This is a genomic window from Bacillus capparidis, assembly GCF_017832095.1.
GTDB lineage: Bacteria > Bacillota > Bacilli > Bacillales > Bacillaceae > Bacillus > Bacillus gobiensis.
The window spans coordinates 298,155-317,789 of the sequence record NZ_JAFDST010000004.1 but is presented as its reverse complement, the minus strand read 5'-3'; the positions used below and the strand labels follow the sequence as shown (position 1 = coordinate 317,789).

The following is a 19,635-nucleotide window of genomic DNA, read 5'->3' as shown; positions in this document are numbered from 1 at the left end:
AATTCGAAATGGAAGGTTCAATTGGATAATTCAGACTTACAAAGGTTCGGCGGGAAATCCTGCCGAACCTCTTTTATTTTGCTATCTTCTTTCCTGCAGAAGGGAAAGCTGAATACTACTAAAGGAGTACCCAGGCTACTATTTAAGCCTTGTAATTGTGCAATCATACAGAGTAACGATCTCGATTATTGGATGAATTGGTCATAAATATCCCTACCTTCTATTCGGAGCATAAACGAAATGATTCGATAGGCAGACTCTTTTAGGGTAAGTGACAGGGTAGCTGCTCTAGTCCGCAAGATTACTTCCAATAAAAGTAAAAATGTTTTTTGATAATTTTGATAAGTATTGTTGATAGCTAGCTATGTCGAAATTTATACTGTTTATAAAATGACATAGCGAGAAGAGGGAAACCATTGAAGAGAAATTGGAATCAAAAAGAACTCGACGAACATTTTAGTTTATTACCAAATGAAAATCATTTAGTACTGAGTAAGAAAACAAGTGCAAACCGTATAGGGTTTGCTGTCCTTCTTAAATATTTTCAAAAGGAAGCCCAATTTCCTAACAAGAAGCAAGATGTACCCAAAGATGTCGTTCAACATTTAGCTGATCAAGTAGATGCCTCGGTTGAAGATTTTTTTGACAGCTATGGTTGGGGTGGAAAAGAAAGAAGTTATACAGAACATCGAAAGGCAATACGTAACCTTTTTGGATTCCGAGAACTTACTGCAAATGACAATCATCTTTTTGCAGAGTGGTTAGAAGAACAGGTTCAGTTTACACATGATACCGACTACTTGAAAACCCAATCATACAGTCTTTTTCGCACGTGGAAAGTTGAACCACCTTCCGTAGGAAGTTTGAAGCGAATGATTGAATCTGCTATCGATAACTTTGAAAAGAATTTATATAAAATGACCTATCAGCAACTTTCTCCAAAGACCTGTTCACGATTAGATGCCTTTCTTGAATCCCATTCTGATGAAGGGTCCGATGGTTATATCGAAGCTAAAATTCCTGATGAAGAAAACAACGACATTTTAACCTTTCGCCAGTTACTATCCTCTCCAGGCAAACCAAGTGTAAGTACGATGGAAATGGAAATCAGAAAACTATTAGCCATTCAACATCTTCAAATCCCTGATGGTTTATGTAAACAGATGTCTCCTAAACTAGTAAAAAAATATCGACTTCGTGCAGCTACAGAAACCGTAACGGAATTGCGTGCTCACCCAGCACCCATTCGCTATACCCTTCTTGCCATTTTATTTTCGCATCGTCATGAGGAAGTTATTGATTATTTAGCTGATTTATTGGATGAAATTACGCTTAAATTCGGAAATAAAGCCAAGAACACAACCCGAAAAGAAGCAGTAGAAGAATTAGAAAGAGTCCAAGGGAAAAATAAACATATTGTCAATTTATTAAAAGCAACAGTAGATCACCCAGAAGGGGTCATTCAAAATACTCTATTCCCCATTGTTAGCTCTGATACGATTAGAGATATTATTAAGGACATGACAAAAAATAACCGGGATTACAAAGAAAAAATCTATACGAAAATGCATTCTTCTTACCAAGGGCATTATCGGAATTCCCTTTCTAAAATTTTAAACAACCTTACTTTTGATCAAATAATCAATTTCATCAGCCGATTATTGAGGCTATCCAACTCATTCGGGAGTATGGAGAAAGTGGGCAACGTTATTTTGCTGCTGGAGATGAAGTTCCCATTGAAGGCGTAATTCAGCCAAAATGGAGAGACGTCATTGTCGAGACAGACAGCAAAGGAATTGAAAGGGTAAATCGAATCAATTATGAAATTGCTGTTCTCCAATCACTTCGAACTCGACTTCGTTGTAAAGAAGTGTGGATTGAGGGTGCTGATCGATACCGAAACCCTGATGAAGACTTACCTCAAGATTTTGAAGAACGTAAAGAAGAACATTTTCAAGCATTGAAAGTACCTCTTGAAGCAGATTTGTTTATTTCGGAAATCATACGGTTAATGAAGGATCGACTAACTCTATTGAATCAAGGATTCAAAGAGAACAGTAATCAGCAAGTTGTCATTACGACAAAAAATAATAAAGGCTGGATTCGAGTTTCTCCTTTAGAGAAGCAGCCTGATCCTCCACATTTGACTCAAGTCAAATATGAAATCAAGAATCGATGGTCAGATATTAACTTATTAGATTTGTTAAAAGAAACAGATTTTCATACAGGATTTACTAAACATTTTAAAACTACGGCGGAACGAGAGATTTTAGACCGAAAAACGATCCAACGTCGACTTCTTCTCAGTTTATATGGACTGGGAACCAATACAGGTCTGAAAGCTGTCTCTGCTGGTAGCAACACAGATAGTTATCGGGAACTTCGATATATTCGTAATAAATTTATACATAAAGATCATTTGCGTAAAGCTAATGCGGAGGTTACCAACAATATCATCTACAATCGAATGAAAGAAGTATGGGGGGAAGCTACCACTGCATGTGCTTCAGATTCAAAACATTTTGGTTCGTGGGATCAAAACTTGCTTTCCGAATGGCATCCTCGTTATAAGAGACATGAAGTCATGATCTATTGGCATACAGATCGAAAGTCAGCTTGTATTTATTCTCAGCTTAAGTCCTGCCTTTCTTCGGAAGTTGCAGCTATGATGGAAGGGGTCCTTCGTCATTGTACGGACATGGAAGTAGACCGAAATTATGTCGACACGCATGGACAAAGTGTCGTTGCTTTTGCTTTTTGTCATCTACTTGGTTTTAAACTGATGCCACGCTTCAAAAATATTGGTTCTCAAAAGCTATATCGTCCGGAAGTTGGCATGAATGAGGAGTATCCTCATTTACAGGAAGTTTTAAGTAGACCGATTAACTGGGATCTCATCCGTCAGCAGTATGAACAGATCATTAAGTACGCAACGGCTCTACGGTTAGGAACTGCATCAGCAGAATCGATTTTAAAATCGATTTACCAGAGATACGAAACATCCAACCTATCAGGCTTTATGTGAATTGGGAAAAGCAATCAAAACTATCTTCTTGTGTAATTATTTACACTATGAAGAGATTCGTAGAGAGATCCATGAAGGGCTAAATACCGTTGAACACTGGAACTCCGTTAATAACTACATCTTTTACGGAAAAAATAGTGAGATTCGTTCCAATTCTCTAGAAGACCAAGAGGTGTCTGCATTATCGCTCCAATTGCTTCAAAACTGCTTAGTTTACATCAATACCTTAATGGTTCAAGAGGTTCTATTTGATAACAACCAATATTTGCTGAAGAAAATGACTCCTGAAGATTTTAGAGGATTAACGCCTTTATTCTATAATCATGTGAATCCTTATGGAATTTTCAAACTCAATATGGATCAGCGAATACCTATTAAGTTGAAAGTGTCGTAGTTTTCATTGTTTTGATCGGTGACAAAAAAGCCAGCTAATATCATGGCAAGATTAGCTGGTTTTTGCAATGAAAATTTAGTTACGAAAAGAGTGCAATCCTTACTCCAGAAAACGCCCTTTCCTTGAATAAGAAAAAAGGAACAACAACCACTATTCGCAACATCTCGTGCAGCGTTTTATCGCAAACTAAAAGAAATGGAAAAAGATAATACATAGTAATTGGAAATTTTTCGCATATGGTTCCTCATTCCTCGAATCGTTTCGGTCCTCCTATTAGTATTTACAATTTTAACAGATTTTTGACCAGAACCCTTTAAAAACCCAACTCAAGATTTCAGCGAATAAAAAAGTATATTAATGCAAATAATATAAAAAATATGGTGTAGGACGGGAAGGAATAATATGTATAATTTCAGGAAAACATTTAAGAGGAAAAACAAAAAAATTCTTTTTAACAATCCTGATGATTTCCAACTCAACATAAATCAACTGAGTGTTGATTTACAGGAGAATTTAAATACGATTAAACAGGAGTTTGGGAATACCAGTGACTTAGTCATTCGGAAGTTCATTATTGGCAAATCAACTTCAAAAGAGGCGGCAGCGATTTACATTGAAGGTTTGGCAGACAGTGAACTTGTTAATGAATTCATTACTCACTCTCATTCTTTAATGTTTGAATTATTCCAAACAGGCGATATTAAAGAATCTTATGAAGACAATATTTTTTATTTAACAAAAGAAGTTGCCTTAACAATTGGTCACGTAACAATTGTTATAAATTGGAAGGATGTTGTTTCATCCTTATTAGATGGAAATACAATTGTCCTATTTAATAGTAATAATAATGCTTTGAATATTAGTACAACAGGCGGTGATTATAGGTCTATATCCGAACCTACAACACAAGCAGTGGTAAGGGGTTCCAAAGAAAGTTTTATTGAATCTATTCGCTCCAACACGGTTATGATTCGTCGCAGAATCAAAAATAGAAATCTAAGAATAGAAAAGATTCAAATCGGTGATATGTCTCAGACCGATGTAGTTTTCATGTATATAGAAGGTACCGCAAAAGCCCAACTTATAACTGATGTAAAGCAACGACTAGGTAAAGTAGACATTAATGCAATTATAGAATCTGGACATATTGAAGAGATTATTCAGGATAAAATAATTACTCCATTCCCTACTGTGTTCAATACAGAAAGACCTGATCAATTATCAAGGAATTTATTGGAAGGTAAAGTAGCAATTTTTGTAGAAGGAACCCCGTTTGCTCTTACTGTCCCTACTGTATTTTCCGAATTCTTTAAAACATCTGAGGATTATACCCAACGTTATGATATCAGCAGTTTAATAAGGATATTAAGATATATCGCTTTTCATTTTTCTATATTCAGTTCGCCGTTCTATATTGCATTAATTACTTATCACCAAGAAATCATCCCGACACGTTTTTTGATCAGTCTGATGGCCCAACGTGAGGGGGTTCCTTATCCTGTTATGATTGAGGCTCTGTTATTGGAATTCACTTTTGAAATTTTGAGGGAAGCTGGAATCCGTATCCCTCGAGCTATAGGACCAACAGTCTCGATTGCTGGTGCTTTAATAATCGGTGAAGCAGCTGTATCTGCAGGTCTTGTTTCCCCTACAATGACCATCGTAGTCGCATTAACAGCTGTTTCAAGTTTTGCTATTCCTTCATACAGCATGTCGAATACAACCAGGATACTTCGTTTTATTTTTATGATATTGGCTTCATTTTCAGGGATTTATGGAATAACTTTAGGATATTTTATAATGGTAGCGCATTTATGTAGCTTATATTCATTTGGGGTTTGCTATTTGTCTCCATTTGCTCCTTTTTATTTAGAGAAACAGAAGGATACTATACTCCGTTTTCCGTTTACACTCCTAGATCATGACAATAAGGAGAATAGTAAGGGAAAATGATTTAAGGAAGTAAATTAAAAATTCAGTCGATGCTTTGAGCATTTGTAAAGAGATGATGATATGACAAGCAATTGGTTGAGGATTATGTTCTTATTATTATGTATCCTATTTGTCAGTGCATTCCTTACAGGATGTTGGAATCAAAGGGAATTAGATGAAATTGCCTTGGTCACCAGTATAGGGGTAGATAAAGCGCCGGAAGATGATGCTTATCTTTTTACTTTTCAGATTGTTATCCCTCGTCAAATTTCTTCTGGACAAGGGGGAGGGGGAGGTGAACAGGCCACTGTGACTATCATTTCTCAAAAGGGAGAAACACTATTTGAAGCGATACGTCGTGCATCACAAAAAACACCAAATCAATTGTTTTTTCCTCATTCACAACTGTTTATTTTTAGTGAAGAGGTAGCAAAGGATGGTCTCAAAGACTTTATGGATTTTTTTGAGAGAGATCATGAAATGCGTCCTCTAACAACCATTTTAATCGTAAAAGGAAACGATGCAAAGACTGTTCTCGATATCATGGCGCCATTGGAGAAGATTCCATCTAATAACTTATTAAAAGAAGTTAAGGTGACTGAAGAGAAGTTGGCTTTTAATATAGAAGTTGATATTGATGAGGTAATTCAATCGATTGCCCTCGAAGGCAAAGAACCCTTTATTGGGGGGATTATGCTGATTGGAAATCCTCAGGAAGCAAAGAGTGACAACATTAAACAGATTGAACCGAAAGCCATTGTTGGATCTGATGGAATTGCCCTTTTCCGTGGAGGAGAGCTGCAAGGTTGGCTAAAAGATAATCAAGCTCGAGGTCTGTTATGGGTCCTAGGAAAGGTTAAAAGCACACTGGTTAAGGTTAACTGTAAAAATAAAGAAGATAATATTAGTATTGAGATAATCCGTTCAAAGACGTCTGTACGACCTCAAATAAAAAATGGAAAAACTAAAATTCTAGTTATGATAAAAGCGGAAGCCAGTATAGGGGAAACGGGGTGCTACGTTGATTTTATGAATCCTGATGAATTAGTCTGGATTCAAGAGAAAGTGGAAAAACTGATTAAAAAGGAAGCTAATTCAGCCATTGATATCGCAAAAAGTTATCAAGTGGATCCTTTTGGTTTTGGAGCATCTATTCATAAATCCTATCCTAAACAGTGGGGAAAATTAAAGAAGGATTGGAATCAGGATTTTGCCGAAATCGAGGCTGAGATAAAGACCGATGTGTATATTCGCCGATCCGGCATACGTAACACACCTCTTAAAAACAAATAACTCGATTCAGGTGAAACCTCTAACTGATAACAGGCAACAGAATTTTCAGTATGCCAAAATACGAAGGTGGTAGACTCAAATAGGAAATAAAAAGATTAACTCGCTGCAATTGTTTTGTCTTATAGTATTATTTGATCTTGGGACGGCCCTTGTGGTGAATTTGGGTGCAAGTGCAAAACAAGATGCCTGGCTGGCTATTTTACTTAGTGCAATCCCTGGAGTCTTGCTACTTCTTGTATATGGCTCCCTTCACAAGTTGTATCCAAATCTCCCCTTAACCGGTTATGCTCGAGAAATCGTAGGGAAATGGATTGGAACATTATTAGGATTAATCTTTATTATGGATTTTTTCCATTTAGCCGCAAGAGATCTTCGTGATTATGGGGATTTGCTTAGTACAACTATATTCGATAAAACACCATTATTTATCATCCATGTAATGATGATACTTACTATGATTTATATACTGTACCTTGGTATTGAAGTTCTAGGTAGGATGGCGGAAATTTACCTTGTGATGATGTTCTTCTTAGGTTTTTTGGGGATTATCTCCGTTTTGTTATCAGGGAAAATAAATATATCTCACTTATTTCCCGTTCTAGAATACGGATGGAAGCCAGTCATTATCACTGCATTTCCTTATTTATTTTCATTCCCGTGGACTGAAATGTTATCTTTTACTTTGGTTTTTCCTTATCTAAATAACTCAGGTTCGGTAAAGAAGGTGGGGATTTCTGCTATTCTTTTTAGTGCAATCATATTAAGTTTGACAGCTATTTTGAATATTTCAGTTCTTAGCGTAGATGGTTTTACCAGATCTAACTTTCCACTATTTGAAACTATTAGAAGAGTAAGGCTTATGGAATTTATAGAGCGCTTAGATCCTATTGTCCTCCTCACACTTATTATAGGTAATTTCTTTAAGGTCATTATTTTTTTCTATGCTACTGTTATTTGTATTTCAGATTTATTTAGAATAAAAAACCATAAAAATCTTATTTTTCCTATTGGAATTATCATATTATTAGCTTCACTGACGGTTTCAGGGAGTTTTTCTGAACACATAAAAATTGGACAAAAGTTACTCCCTCCTTATATTCACGTCCCGGTTTCGGCCGTCGTTCCATTATTATTGCTGATAGTAGCACTAATTCGTAGGTATTTTGGATCGCGCTAACTCTTTGTTTGGCCCCTTTTTTTAAAGAAAGGAATAATGCTAATCAGAAAAATTAGGATTAAAAAAATTAAAATGATGTATTGTGCCGTATCCATCATCTGAAATGGGCTTAAAATACTTGAGATAGCAATATCCGTTTTAATTCCAACTAGAAGTTGAAAAGTAAAATCCACAAGATGAATAAGTAAAAGGAATAGTAGAAAGATAAATAATACCTTCAAAAAATCACACTCCCTAAGTAAATAGGATTTTTCTTTTGAAATTTAAAGAAGTGGGAAATAAGCTTCCTTTCGTAATTTAACCATTATGATTGATTTTATGCGATCTCACATTACTAAACAGATCCATTAATCTCCCCTTGTAAGAGCTGAATTTCTTTCATAATCTGTCCTGCTGCTTCGGTAGCATACATGACTAACGGTAAAGAGGAGGCAATATCACTAAAATAATCCCAATAATTCTGTTTCCAATTGAGCAATCTCTACTAGTAAAATGGCTGCTATGTATTATTACAACATATAGAGTATATTGTTGTGCAGTTCATTCGACAATATTCGGACTCAAAAACAATACAGTTTTCGCAAAGGGTAATGTATTGTAGAGACAGAGGAGGACAACAAGATGATTCTCGATGAACGAAGTGCAAACTTACTACGATTATTACAACAATCATCCCCTCTAAAGATGGGTGAACTTGAAGCACAAACCACTCTGACTCGAAGACAGCTACAATATGGTATAGGAAAAGTTAACGACTGGCTTCAATCTCATGGATATCAACCTATTGGCTACGATCGGAAAGTTGGATATTACTTGTCTGATAAAATTCGGGATGAGAATTTGCAAGTAAATCTAACTAAACGCACCTATGTGTTTTCTGAGGTGGATCGAGAAAAGGTCTTTTATCTTATGCTTTTACTCAGTAGGGAGCCGTTATCTGTATATCACTTTCAGTACATCACAGGAGCTTCTCGCAATACAGTATTGAAGGATTTGCAACGGCTTAAGGAAAAGGTGCACTTACTACAACTTCAAATTCAATATTCCAAGCAGAATGGTTACTTGATAAAAGGGGATAGCAGTACAAAGAGATATGTCATAGAACAGATCATACATGATGTATTGCATAGTACAAGTAGTAATCTCATTATTGAATGCATATGGGGAGATCAAAAAGAACTAATTCGTTCTATACAGTTGCAATTGGAACAGATTGAGAAGCAATTAGGCATTACATTTACTGATGAACGACTACAAGAGTTGACCTATTTGTTTTTATGTACAGACCAGCTAATTGGAAAAGGAGAAGGATTGCACTCTATTGATAGCTGGGAAGAGTTGACCTCTACTAAGGAATACAAATTGGTTGAGCAAATGACGCAAACGAATGCCTTTCAATCTGTTTGGAATCAAACTGAACGATTGTATGTAACTTTACACCTACTAAGTATGAATCGAACGAGAGATGTATCCCCGTTACAAGAGGATAATGTCATTCAAGATCTCTTACGAAAAATTATGGAAGAGTTTGAGAAGTTAGCATGCATACAATTGCATGAAAAGGAACTGTTGTATCAACAGTTGTATGTGCACTTTAGACCCGCATATTACCGTATTCAGTATCGCATTTCGATTATAAATACAATGACTGAGAGGGTTCAAAGGGTGTATCCCGAGCTATATCATCTCACGAAAAAATCCTTGTGGCCAGTAGAACAAGCTATAGGTTTTTCTGTTCCAGAAGATGAAGTGGCGTATTTTACTGTCCACTTTGGAGGATGGCTTCGAAGACAAGGAACTACACTAGACGATCGAAAGCGAGCTATTGTTGTGTGCCCAAATGGGGTTGGTATTAGTAATATCTTAATCTATACCCTACGGGAATTGTTCCCAGATATTTTATTTTTAGATGCTTTATCCATAAGAGATGCAGCCAATTACATTTTATCATATGATCTGGTGTTTTCAACTGTGCACCTTAGAACAGAAGCAGTGTTATTTGTAGTGCCGCCCATTTTGGAAATGCAGGACAAGCAAAAGCTGCGCCAGCAAGTGATGCAGGAGTTGTATGGATATACAACACAGAACTTGGACGTTGCTTACTTATTAAAAGTTATTTCTCAATATGCGACAATTCATGAACCGAGTCAACTTGAAAAAGCTCTTCAATCACATATCTATATTCCTACACAAAAAATAAATAAGCATTCATTAAGGGAGGCAGAGAAACCCGTGTTAGAAGAATTACTCACATCACAAACTATTCAATTACAGTCCCGTGTTTCTGATTGGAAAGAGGGCATTCGCGTTGCATCGCAACCTCTTGTAGAATTAGGAACCGTAGAAGAAAGATATGTAGAGGCCATGATTCAATCAATTGAAGTTAACGGACCATACGTAGTTATTACTCCAGGGGTAGCCATTCCTCATTCGCGTCCTGAGCAGGGAGTACGTTCTTTATCGATGAGCCTTTTGAGACTAGATGAAGCAGTAAACTTTGCACCAGATAAACCTGTTCGGCTTATTATTGTATTGGCTGCTGCAGATAGTGAGTCACATTTGCGTGCATTAGTTCAGTTAACACAAATGTTAGGTGAACCATCTAACATCGAGGATATTTTACAAAGTCCAGATAAATCAGTGTTATTAGATTACATTAAGAGATATTCAGAGGAGGAAGCATCATGAAAATTATGGTTGTATGCGGAAATGGATTAGGAAGCAGTTTTATTATGGAAATGAATATAAAAAAGGCATTAACAGAAATGGGAAAAACAGCAGAAGTAGATCATACGGATTTAACGTCAGCAAAAACGGTTCAAGCAGATCTTTTCATTGGTGCTGCGGATATTGTAGGACAATTGAATGATGGAACTCGTACTATTGTTACATTAGAAAATATGATGAGTATTCCAGAAATTAAATCTAAGCTAGAGTCTCATCTATCCTAAAAACAAAACAAAGAGGGGGTAAAAAAGATGTTAGAACTTATTATGAAAGATATTTTAGGAACACCAGCTATTTTAGTAGGACTTTTTGCTCTTGTAGGTTTGTTATTACAACGTAAAGCCACTGCAGATATTGTATCTGGTTCGTTAAAAACAGTAATGGGATTTGTCATTATTGGAGCTGGTGCAGGGGTTCTTATTGGCTCACTCGATATATTTAGTCAAATGTTTAATTATGCATTTAACGTTCAAGGAGTTATCCCAAACAACGAAGCGATTGTAGCTGCTGCTCAAAGTAAGTTTGGAACTTCCACTGCGCTTATTATGGTATTCGGGATGATTGTTAATATTCTACTTGCACGCTTTACACCATTTAAATATATCTTTTTAACTGGGCATCATACATTATTTATGGCTTGCTTAATTGCTGTTACATTATCTGTTGGAGGCTTGCAAGGCGCTCCACTTGTTATTATTGGTTCTATTATCTTAGGGTTATGTATGGTGTTATTTCCTGCGATGCTACAACCATTTGTAAGACAGATAACAGGAAGTGATGATTTCGCAATAGGGCACTTTGGAACAATAGGGTACTTTTTATCGGCCGCTATTGGAAAATATTTCGGAAACAAGGAGAAATTAACAGAAGAAATTAAAGTTCCTAAATCCCTTGGATTTCTACGAGATACTTCAGTAGCTGTATCACTTACAATGGTTTTATTCTTTGTTATTGTAGCGTTGTTCACGGGTCAAGATTATATTGAATCACAACTATCAGCTGGTTCTAATTATATTGTATTTTCGCTCATGCAGGCTATTACATTTGCAGCAGGGGTTTTTATTATTCTAGCAGGAGTGCGTATGTTGATTGCAGAAATTGTTCCAGCATTTAAGGGAATTGCAGAGAAAGTTGCACCTAATACTAAACCTGCATTGGATGCACCAACTATCTTTCCATTTGCACCAAATGCTGTAATCATTGGGTTTTTAGTAAGTTTTGCGGCTGGTCTAATATCTATGTTTTTACTACCTGTTGTTGGTTTAAAAGTAATCGTCCCAGGACTTGTACCACACTTTTTTACTGGTGCAACAGCAGGGGTGTTTGGAAATGCTACTGGTGGTCGACGTGGGGCTATGTTAGGATCATTTGCTAATGGAATCCTAATTAGTTTTTTACCGGCTATCTTATTGGCATTTTTGGGAGAAATTGGATTTGAAGGCACAACATTTGGTGATTCAGATTTTGGGATAATTGGAATACTTATTTTATCCATTTTGAAGTTATTTGGAGGGGCATAATACAACAATGTAGCTTCAAAGAGTTAGAATTTCGAGATTTTAAGTTTAGTTGGCTTCGTAGACGTTTACTTATTAGTTAAAGTAAACGTTTTCTAATAAATTAATAAAAAGAGGAGTTGATATTTATGGATAATTTTAATGTAATGGATGAACTTGCAATTAATACGATTCGTACCTTATCAATAGATGCCATCGAAAAGGCCAACTCAGGACATCCTGGTCTACCTATGGGAGCAGCTCCTATGGCATATGAATTATGGACAAATCATATGAATCATAATCCAAATAATTCAACATGGTTTAATAGAGACCGATTTGTTTTATCAGCTGGGCATGGATCGATGTTACTGTACAGCTTATTACACTTATCTGGTTATGATTTATCGATGGAAGATATTAAAAATTTCCGTCAATGGGGTAGTAAAACACCTGGACACCCTGAATTTGGACATACTCCTGGTGTAGAAGCAACTACAGGACCACTTGGACAAGGAATTGCAATGGCAGTCGGGATGGCGATGGCTGAACGTCATTTAGCAGCAACATTTAATAAAGACGGTTATGAACTAATTAATCACTTTACTTATAGCATTTGCGGAGATGGAGATATGATGGAAGGTGTTTCTGCTGAAGCAGCTTCACTAGCAGGACATCTGAAATTAGGACGACTTGTCGTGTTATATGATTCAAACGATATTTCACTCGATGGAGACTTAAACCTTTCCTTCTCTGAAAGTGTAGAAAATCGTTTTAAAGCATACGGATGGCAAGTAATTCGTGTAGAAGGCGGTAATAATTTAGTTGAAATTAATCAAGCAATTGAAGAAGCAAAGAATGATCTAGATCGGCCTACATTGATTGAAGTGAAAACAACGATTGGTTATGGTTCACCAAACTATGCGGGTACATCTGATGTACATGGTTCACCACTTGGAAAAGAAGAAATTAAGCTGACAAGAGAGGCATATAATTGGACATTTGAAGAAGACTTTTATGTTCCTGAAGAGGTGTATAAACATTTTCAATCACTTGTAGTAGAGAAAGGGCAAAGGAAAGAAGAAGAGTGGAATACATTATATGCTGCCTATAAAAAAGAGTATCCTGAATTATCGAAAAAATTAGATAACTCAATCGAAGGGAAACTGCTTGAAGGCTGGATAGATCAATTACCATCGTATGAAAGTGGGACAAGCTTAGCATCACGGGCATCTTCAGGTGAGGCATTAAATGCCATTGCAAAAGCAGTACCGCAATTTTTTGGAGGATCGGCTGATTTAGCAGGTTCAAACAAAACAACTATTAAAGATGCTGGTGATTTTTTTGCAACTGATTACGCTGGACGTAACATTTGGTTTGGTGTACGTGAGTTTGCAATGGGGGCAGCGTTAAATGGAATGGCTCTTCATGGCGGTCTTAAGGTGTTCGGCGGTACATTTTTTGTATTCTCGGACTACCTTCGTCCTGCGATTCGTTTAGCAGCCTTAATGAACTTGCCAGTCACGTATGTCTTTACGCATGACAGTGTTGCGGTAGGAGAAGACGGTCCAACTCACCAACCGATTGAGCAACTTGCTTCTTTAAGAGCATTACCGAATATTAGCGTGATTCGTCCAGCAGATGGAAATGAAACAGTGGCGGCTTGGCAAATCGCGGTGGAATCTACTGAAACTCCGACGGCGCTGATCTTGTCTCGCCAAAATCTCCCTACAATAGCTGGAACGAAGGAACATGCCTATGAGGGCGTCGGAAAAGGGGCATATGTGGTTTCCAAATCTGAAACTGATACACCGCAGGCACTCTTGTTGGCAACGGGTTCAGAAGTGCAGTTAGCTTTAGAAGCACAGAGTGAATTGGCCAAGGAAAACATCCCTGTATCCGTCATTAGTTTTCCGTCTTGGGATCGATTTGAAAACCAATCCAAGGATTACCAAGAATTGGTTCTTCCGTCCCATGTAAAGGCGCGATTAGCAATCGAAATGGGATCATCTTTAGGGTGGGATCGTTATGTAGGAGACCATGGGGACGTGTTAGCCATTAATCGTTTCGGTGCTTCGGGTGCAGAATCCAAGGTCTTGAAGGAATACGGTTTTACCGTAGAGAATGTGGTGTCAAAAGTAAAAGAATTATTGAAGTCTTTACACTTATAAAATGAAAAGTGTTTTTTAAGAGACGGAGGGATAAAAATGGTTGAAAAAATCTTTACAATAACTAGCGATTCTGGAATTCATGCAAGACCTGCGACCTTATTAGTTAGCACGGTTACGCAATTTTCTTCAGAAGTGATACTTGAGTATAAAGGAAAACAGGTGAATTTAAAATCCATTATGAGTGTATTGTCACTAGGAATCCCACAGGGGGAAAAAATTAAAATAATTGCTCAAGGATATGATGCAGTACAAGTGATATCAAGTATTGATGAAAAGATGAAAGAAGAAGGCCTAGGTGTATAAAATCAATTTTAAATTTAATAATACAAATGAAATATGGAGGGTAATATGAAAATTTTTATTGATACAGCAAATGTTGAGGACATTAAAAAGGCTTATAACTTGGGGATTTTATCAGGGGTTACCACTAATCCTTCTTTAGTGGCGAAAGAATGTGTGAAATTCGAAGATCGTATTACAGAAATCTGCCAAGCAGTTCCACGTGTAGAATCTGTATCGGCTGAAGTAACTCCTGATGCTGTGACAGCTGAAGAAATGATTGCTCAAGCTGAAGAGCTAATCAAAATCAACGGCGGGGATGAGAAAGTTACAATTAAACTTCCTATGACATTAGCTGGTTTAGAGACTTGCCGTTATCTTGCAGATAAAGGTGTTAAAACCAACGTTACGCTTATCTTTACTGTAAACCAAGCACTCTTGGCTGCACGTGCAGGTGCCACATATGTTTCTCCATTCTTAGGGCGTTTGGATGATATTTCTGAAGATGGTGTACAATTAGTAGCCAAAATTGCTGAATTATTCCGTGTTCACCACTTGGATTCACAAATTATTGCAGCTTCTGTTCGACATCCAGATCATGTAACTCGTGTAGCTATGGTTGGTGCTCACATTTCAACTCTTCCTTATAGTGTCATTGAGCAGCTTTCTAAGCATCCACTAACAGATCAAGGGCTGGAGAAATTCTCTACTGATTGGGAAAAAGCCAGTAACAAATAAATAATTTTCTTGAATTAATGAATGACTTTTAATAGAGGTTTCAGAAATAAAGTAACCAAATATTAATAAAATATAGATATATATAGAAAGAACCCTGGTTAGATTCGATTTTCAATTTCTTCTTTGTATAAATTAGATAAAAATAATTGTAGCATTAATGAGTTAGATAGATTGTAAAGAATACATGTTTAAAGAGTTTTTTTAAGTAGACAGCCTAAGGTCTTATCAAAAGACAGTAGGCTGTTGATGTTTTGACCTATCTGTTTACAGTTCAAAAAACTTTGGAATAGGTAATTGACTTTTCAATTTATGGGGGAAGTAGATGGATGGTTAAGTTTAAAAAGCGCTTGATATTTCAACTTATTTACGCTGTCGCTATTTCTACTTTATTAATATATATTGTAAATTCTCATGTAATGACAAGAAGCCTAAGGTTGTTGTCGTTTTAAAAGCAATAGAATCTGAGTCAGAGTATTGGAAAATAGTAGGGGCTGGAGCAAAAAAAGCCTTTCAAGATTTTAAAATAGATGGTCAAGTGATTGCTCCTGATTTGGGAATCACAAGTCTCAGAACAAGTAGATATACTAAAAAATGTTCTAAAAACAAAGCCGGATGCACTGATCGTTGCCTCGATTCAACCTTCTGCGACTATTCCTATTTTAGAGGAATATAAGAAGAACAATATTCCTGTATTGCTTGTGGATACAGAAGCAGATTGGAATGGACAGACAATGTATATAGGGACAGATCACTATGAATTAGGTAAAAAAGCAGGAGCACTATTGGGCTCTATGTTGCAGCCTGGGAGTCAGGTAGCACTTATTCATTCAACTATCGTCAATCCTGATATGGTTAAGCGTCTGAAAGGTGCTAGGGATGCTTTGGAAGCTATTGGGATCGGGGTTGTCAAGGAATTGCCGGCTGATAACGAATCGGGGGAAGTAAAGTTAGCAGTCAGAAATATTTTGCAGACGTTTCCTAACATCAATGGTGTGTTTGCTGCTAAGGATATAATTGCGATCGATACCTTGAAAGAATTTACAGAAAAAGAGCTTCAGATCCCAGTCGTTGGAACGGATGGTACCATGAAGATGTTAAAGGAAGTTGAAGAGGAAAGGATAAGTGCTACTATAGCTCAAAATCCTTATGACATGGGATATATAAGCGTTGAGAAAGCACTTAAAGCGATAATGGGAGACCAACTTGAAAAAAGGATTGATAGTGGAGTGGATATTATGATCAAAGAGAATTCGGAAGAAAGAATAGATTTTTTAACAACTAGATTAAAATAGAGATATTTCAGTCTAATTGGTACCTACAAGACATGCAATACCAAATTCGGATTCATTTGCAAGTTTAATCGCATCTTCATCAACAAGAGTGGAGGATTACAATTATGGTCGAAAAAATCTATACCATTACAAGTGGATCAGGACTTCATACTCGTCCGTCAACATTATTAGTAAACACAATTACTTCATTTACTTCAGAAGTTTTTATTGAGTATAAAAACAAACAAATTAATTTAAAATCAATTATTGGTGTGATGTCACTTGGAATCCCTGAAGGTGCAAAAGTGAAAGTCACTGCTGAAGGGTACGATTCAGTACAAGTAATCGAAAGCATTGATATGGTCATGCAACAAGAAGGGCTTGGTGTATGGTGACAAATACAATTGATATAACAAAGACAATGATTGGAATTGCTGCATCAGAGGGTATTGCAATTGCCAAAGCTTTTCGCTTAGAAACCCCAGAATTAACAATAGAAAAAACAGTAGTAACGGATATTGATGCAGAGGTAGGTCGTTTCGAAGAAGCGCTTACGCAATCAAAAGCAGAGCTTGAAGTGATTAAAGAGCATGCTCGTAAAGAACTTGGAGAAGACAAAGCAGCGATTTTTGCTGCACATCTTCTTGTGTTAAGTGACCCAGAGCTTAGTAATCCTATTAAAGATAAAATTAAAAGTGAACGAGTAAATGCTGAATTTGCTTTACATGAAGTGGCAACTATGTTCATTACTATGTTTGAATCCATGGACAATGAATATATGAAAGAACGTGCCGCAGATATCCGTGACGTGACAAAACGTATATTAGCTCATCTTTTAGGGGTCACGATTGCAAATCCGAGTATGATTTTCGAAGAGGTTATTATCATTTCGGAAGATTTAACACCTTCAGATACAGCCCAATTAAATCGTCAATATGTAAAAGGTTTTACAACCGATATTGGAGGCCGTACATCTCATTCAGCGATCATGGCTAGATCTATGGAAATTCCAGCTGTTGTCGGAACGAAAACAGTCACAGGACATATCGAAAACGGCACCTTAGTTATTGTTGATGGGATAGATGGCAAGGTAATTGTAAATCCGACTCCAGAAGTCGTAAAAACATACGAAGAGAAAAAAGCTATGTATTTAGCTCAAAAAGCCGAGTGGACAAAGCTTGTAAATGAGCATACGGTGTCAGCTGATGCTCACCATGTTGAACTTGCAGCCAATATTGGGACACCTGAAGATGTAAAAGGGGTTTTGAAAAATGGCGGGGAAGGAGTCGGTTTATACCGGACAGAATTTTTATACATGGGTCGTGACCAGCTACCTACAGAAGAAGAGCAGTTTGACGCATATAAATCGGTGTTAGAGCAAATGGAAGGCAAGCCGGTAGTGGTTCGTACGTTAGATATCGGGGGAGATAAAGAACTTCCATATCTTGATTTACCAAAAGAAATGAACCCATTTTTAGGGTATCGTGCGATTCGTTTATGCTTAGAATCACAGGATATATTTCGAACACAGTTACGCTCCTTATTACGTGCGAGTATCTATGGAAACTTAAAAATTATGTTCCCTATGATTGCCACACTTGATGAGTTCCGCCAAGCAAAAGCAATTTTAATAGAAGAAAAAGAGAAGCTTGAATGTGAGGGAATAACTGTTTCTGAGAACATAGAAGTAGGAATGATGGTGGAAATACCATCATCAGCGGTAATAGCTGATCTTTTTGCAAAAGAAGTGGATTTTTTCTCAATCGGAACAAATGATCTGATTCAATATACATTAGCTTCTGACCGTATGAATGAGCGGGTATCGTACTTATACCAGCCATACAATCCAGCTATTCTCCGTCTCATTCATATGGTGATTAAAGCTGCCCATAAAGAAGGAAAATGGGTAGGCATGTGTGGGGAGATGGCGGGGGATGAAATTGCGATTCCCATTCTACTTGCATTAGGATTAGATGAGTTCTCCATGAGTGCTACATCCATTTTAAAAGCTCGTTCCCAAATCAGTCAGTTATCAAAGGAAGACATTGAACAGTATGTAGAATCCATTCTTTCCATGACCACAACAGAAGAAGTCGTTTCTTTGATTAAAAATCGATTTTAAACAAAGAAATATGGAAATCTCATAAATAATTAATGAGGTGATAAAATGACTGGGAAGATGATCTTTTTTGATATAGATGGAACACTACTTAACCATGACAAGAAAATACTTCTTTCAACAAAAGAGGCAATTCAAGCTTTAAAAGAGAAAGGACATGAAGTAGCAATCGCAACGGGACGTGCCCCATTCATGTTTGAAGACTTATATGGGGAGGTGGCGAGGTTGCTTCCGCGGATGGATTGCGTTTTGTCACTCCAGTGAAATCTGTACATTCCGGTCCCAACCCTAAATATTTCGGTACAGGTCGTACAGCCAAGAGAAATTATGACCGATACAGCTGGTTATAGTGATATCATCTTTGGGCTCTTTGGATTGTTAGGTTATCAATTTAGCCCACGTTTAGCTGATGTTGGTGAGTCACGTCTTTGGCGTTTCCATTCCACGTCAGACTATGGAATTCTGAATCAGTTATCCAAAAGTCGTATTCGTGAAGACTTGATACACCGTCATTGGGAGGATATGCTTCGAGTTGCTGGCTCTCTTAAACTTAATAAAGTAAATGCAACTCATCTTATTCAGGCGTTGCAACAGAATGGAAAACCTACCATGTTAGGACGAGCAATCGGAGAATTTGGGCGGATTTTTAAGACACGTTATCTACTATTATACTTACATGATGAGAACTATCGTCGCAAAATTCTAACACAATTAAATAGAGGAGAAGCAAGACATAGTTTGGCAAGGGCTGTATTTTACGGAAAGCGAGGAGAGCTTCATCAATCCTATCGAGACGGCCAAGAAGATCAATTAGGTGCATTGGGTTTAGTCGTAAATGCTATTGTAGTCTGGAATACTCGTTATATGGAATCCGCACTACAAGTTCTTCGCAATCGTGGCAACGTTCTTGATGAGGATAATATTTCTAGGCTTTCTCACTGCAAAAATAAGAATGTGGCTGCGAATAGAAAATAACAATAAATTTGTACGTAGTAAAGGAAAGGTAAGAGAAA

At 37.0% G+C, this 19,635-nt stretch carries 13 protein-coding genes and 3 pseudogenes; 15 read left to right on the top strand and 1 reads right to left on the bottom strand.

What is annotated here, in order from left to right; genetic code table 11:
* The first annotated feature begins 416 nt into the window (after positions 1-416).
* From JOC74_RS17165 to JOC74_RS17150, 4 genes and pseudogenes are all read left to right on the top strand, one after another.
* Positions 417-3,419 (top strand): annotated as a pseudogene (locus tag JOC74_RS17165) (Tn3 family transposase).
* Positions 3,420-3,821: 402 nt separating this feature from the next.
* Positions 3,822-5,372 carry a spore germination protein gene (locus JOC74_RS17160; RefSeq protein ID WP_053605760.1) on the top strand — a complete coding sequence of 517 codons (1,551 nt, stop codon included), beginning with the start codon at positions 3,822-3,824 and terminating at the stop codon, positions 5,370-5,372.
* A 60-nt stretch (positions 5,373-5,432) separates the two neighbouring features.
* Positions 5,433-6,644, top strand: a complete 1,212-nt coding sequence (locus JOC74_RS17155) for a Ger(x)C family spore germination protein (RefSeq protein WP_053605761.1) — start codon at positions 5,433-5,435, stop codon at positions 6,642-6,644.
* A gap of 79 nt (positions 6,645-6,723) precedes the next feature.
* Complete coding sequence (locus tag JOC74_RS17150) at positions 6,724-7,821, top strand: GerAB/ArcD/ProY family transporter (protein ID WP_082364293.1); 1,098 nt, start codon at positions 6,724-6,726, stop codon at positions 7,819-7,821.
* On the opposite strand, the gene JOC74_RS24475 is transcribed toward JOC74_RS17150, so the two are convergent.
* Entirely contained in the window at positions 7,818-8,042 is a 225-nt protein-coding gene (locus JOC74_RS24475) for a YczF family membrane protein (RefSeq protein ID WP_053605763.1), read from the bottom strand. The genes JOC74_RS17150 and JOC74_RS24475 overlap by 4 nt on opposite strands.
* 400 nt (positions 8,043-8,442) lie before the next feature.
* Between JOC74_RS24475 and JOC74_RS17145 the strand changes: the two genes are divergently transcribed.
* The 11 genes and pseudogenes from JOC74_RS17145 to JOC74_RS17095 form a co-directional block, all read left to right on the top strand.
* Complete coding sequence (locus JOC74_RS17145) at positions 8,443-10,509, top strand: BglG family transcription antiterminator (RefSeq protein ID WP_053605764.1); 2,067 nt, start codon at positions 8,443-8,445, stop codon at positions 10,507-10,509.
* On the top strand, positions 10,506-10,772 hold the full coding sequence (locus JOC74_RS17140) for a PTS sugar transporter subunit IIB (protein WP_192841125.1): 267 nt from the start codon (positions 10,506-10,508) through the stop codon (positions 10,770-10,772). The genes JOC74_RS17145 and JOC74_RS17140 overlap by 4 nt, the downstream gene beginning before the upstream one ends.
* A 27-nt stretch (positions 10,773-10,799) precedes the next feature.
* The gene (gene ulaA, locus JOC74_RS17135; protein WP_053605766.1) at positions 10,800-12,068 is read left to right on the top strand and encodes a PTS ascorbate transporter subunit IIC; all 1,269 of its coding nucleotides are present in this window, start codon (positions 10,800-10,802) and stop codon (positions 12,066-12,068) included.
* Positions 12,069-12,193: 125 nt separating this feature from the next.
* Positions 12,194-14,215 (top strand): transketolase, encoded by a 2,022-nt coding sequence (gene tkt, locus JOC74_RS17130; RefSeq protein ID WP_053605767.1) that lies wholly within the window; start codon positions 12,194-12,196, stop codon positions 14,213-14,215.
* 36 nt (positions 14,216-14,251) lie between these two features.
* Positions 14,252-14,518, top strand: coding sequence for a phosphocarrier protein HPr (locus tag JOC74_RS17125; protein ID WP_053605768.1), 267 nt, complete (start codon positions 14,252-14,254; stop codon positions 14,516-14,518).
* 45 nt (positions 14,519-14,563) lie between these two features.
* On the top strand, positions 14,564-15,232 hold the full coding sequence (fsa, locus tag JOC74_RS17120; RefSeq protein ID WP_053605769.1) for a fructose-6-phosphate aldolase: 669 nt from the start codon (positions 14,564-14,566) through the stop codon (positions 15,230-15,232).
* 539 nt (positions 15,233-15,771) lie between these two features.
* Positions 15,772-16,524, top strand: coding sequence for a sugar ABC transporter substrate-binding protein (locus JOC74_RS17115; protein ID WP_053605770.1), 753 nt, complete (start codon positions 15,772-15,774; stop codon positions 16,522-16,524).
* Between the two features lie 104 nt (positions 16,525-16,628).
* The gene (locus JOC74_RS17110; RefSeq protein WP_053605771.1) at positions 16,629-16,898 is read left to right on the top strand and encodes a phosphocarrier protein HPr; all 270 of its coding nucleotides are present in this window, start codon (positions 16,629-16,631) and stop codon (positions 16,896-16,898) included.
* Positions 16,899-16,924: 26 nt separating this feature from the next.
* Positions 16,925-18,625, top strand: coding sequence for a phosphoenolpyruvate--protein phosphotransferase (gene ptsP, locus JOC74_RS17105; protein ID WP_376773412.1), 1,701 nt, complete (start codon positions 16,925-16,927; stop codon positions 18,623-18,625).
* Between the two features lie 45 nt (positions 18,626-18,670).
* A pseudogene (locus JOC74_RS17100) lies at positions 18,671-18,841 on the top strand (HAD hydrolase family protein); the annotation flags it as partial.
* Positions 18,832-19,579, top strand: a pseudogene (locus tag JOC74_RS17095) (Tn3 family transposase); the annotation flags it as partial. The pseudogenes JOC74_RS17100 and JOC74_RS17095, both read left to right, overlap by 10 nt.
* Positions 19,580-19,635: the final 56 nt, after the last annotated feature.

Bases quoted from the DNA above. Each gene is read 5' to 3' on its own strand.
- JOC74_RS17155 (WP_053605761.1), top strand. From the start codon at position 5,433: ATGACAAGCAATTGGTTGAGGATTATGTTCTTATTATTATGTATCCTA.
- JOC74_RS17160 (WP_053605760.1), top strand. From the start codon at position 3,822: ATGTATAATTTCAGGAAAACATTTAAGAGGAAAAACAAAAAAATTCTT.
- JOC74_RS17110 (WP_053605771.1), top strand. From the start codon at position 16,629: ATGGTCGAAAAAATCTATACCATTACAAGTGGATCAGGACTTCATACT.
- JOC74_RS17125 (WP_053605768.1), top strand. From the start codon at position 14,252: ATGGTTGAAAAAATCTTTACAATAACTAGCGATTCTGGAATTCATGCA.
- JOC74_RS17145 (WP_053605764.1), top strand. From the start codon at position 8,443: ATGATTCTCGATGAACGAAGTGCAAACTTACTACGATTATTACAACAA.
- fsa (WP_053605769.1), top strand. From the start codon at position 14,564: ATGAAAATTTTTATTGATACAGCAAATGTTGAGGACATTAAAAAGGCT.
- tkt (WP_053605767.1), top strand. From the start codon at position 12,194: ATGGATAATTTTAATGTAATGGATGAACTTGCAATTAATACGATTCGT.
- ptsP (WP_376773412.1), top strand. From the start codon at position 16,925: ATGATTGGAATTGCTGCATCAGAGGGTATTGCAATTGCCAAAGCTTTT.
- ulaA (WP_053605766.1), top strand. From the start codon at position 10,800: ATGTTAGAACTTATTATGAAAGATATTTTAGGAACACCAGCTATTTTA.
- JOC74_RS17140 (WP_192841125.1), top strand. From the start codon at position 10,506: ATGAAAATTATGGTTGTATGCGGAAATGGATTAGGAAGCAGTTTTATT.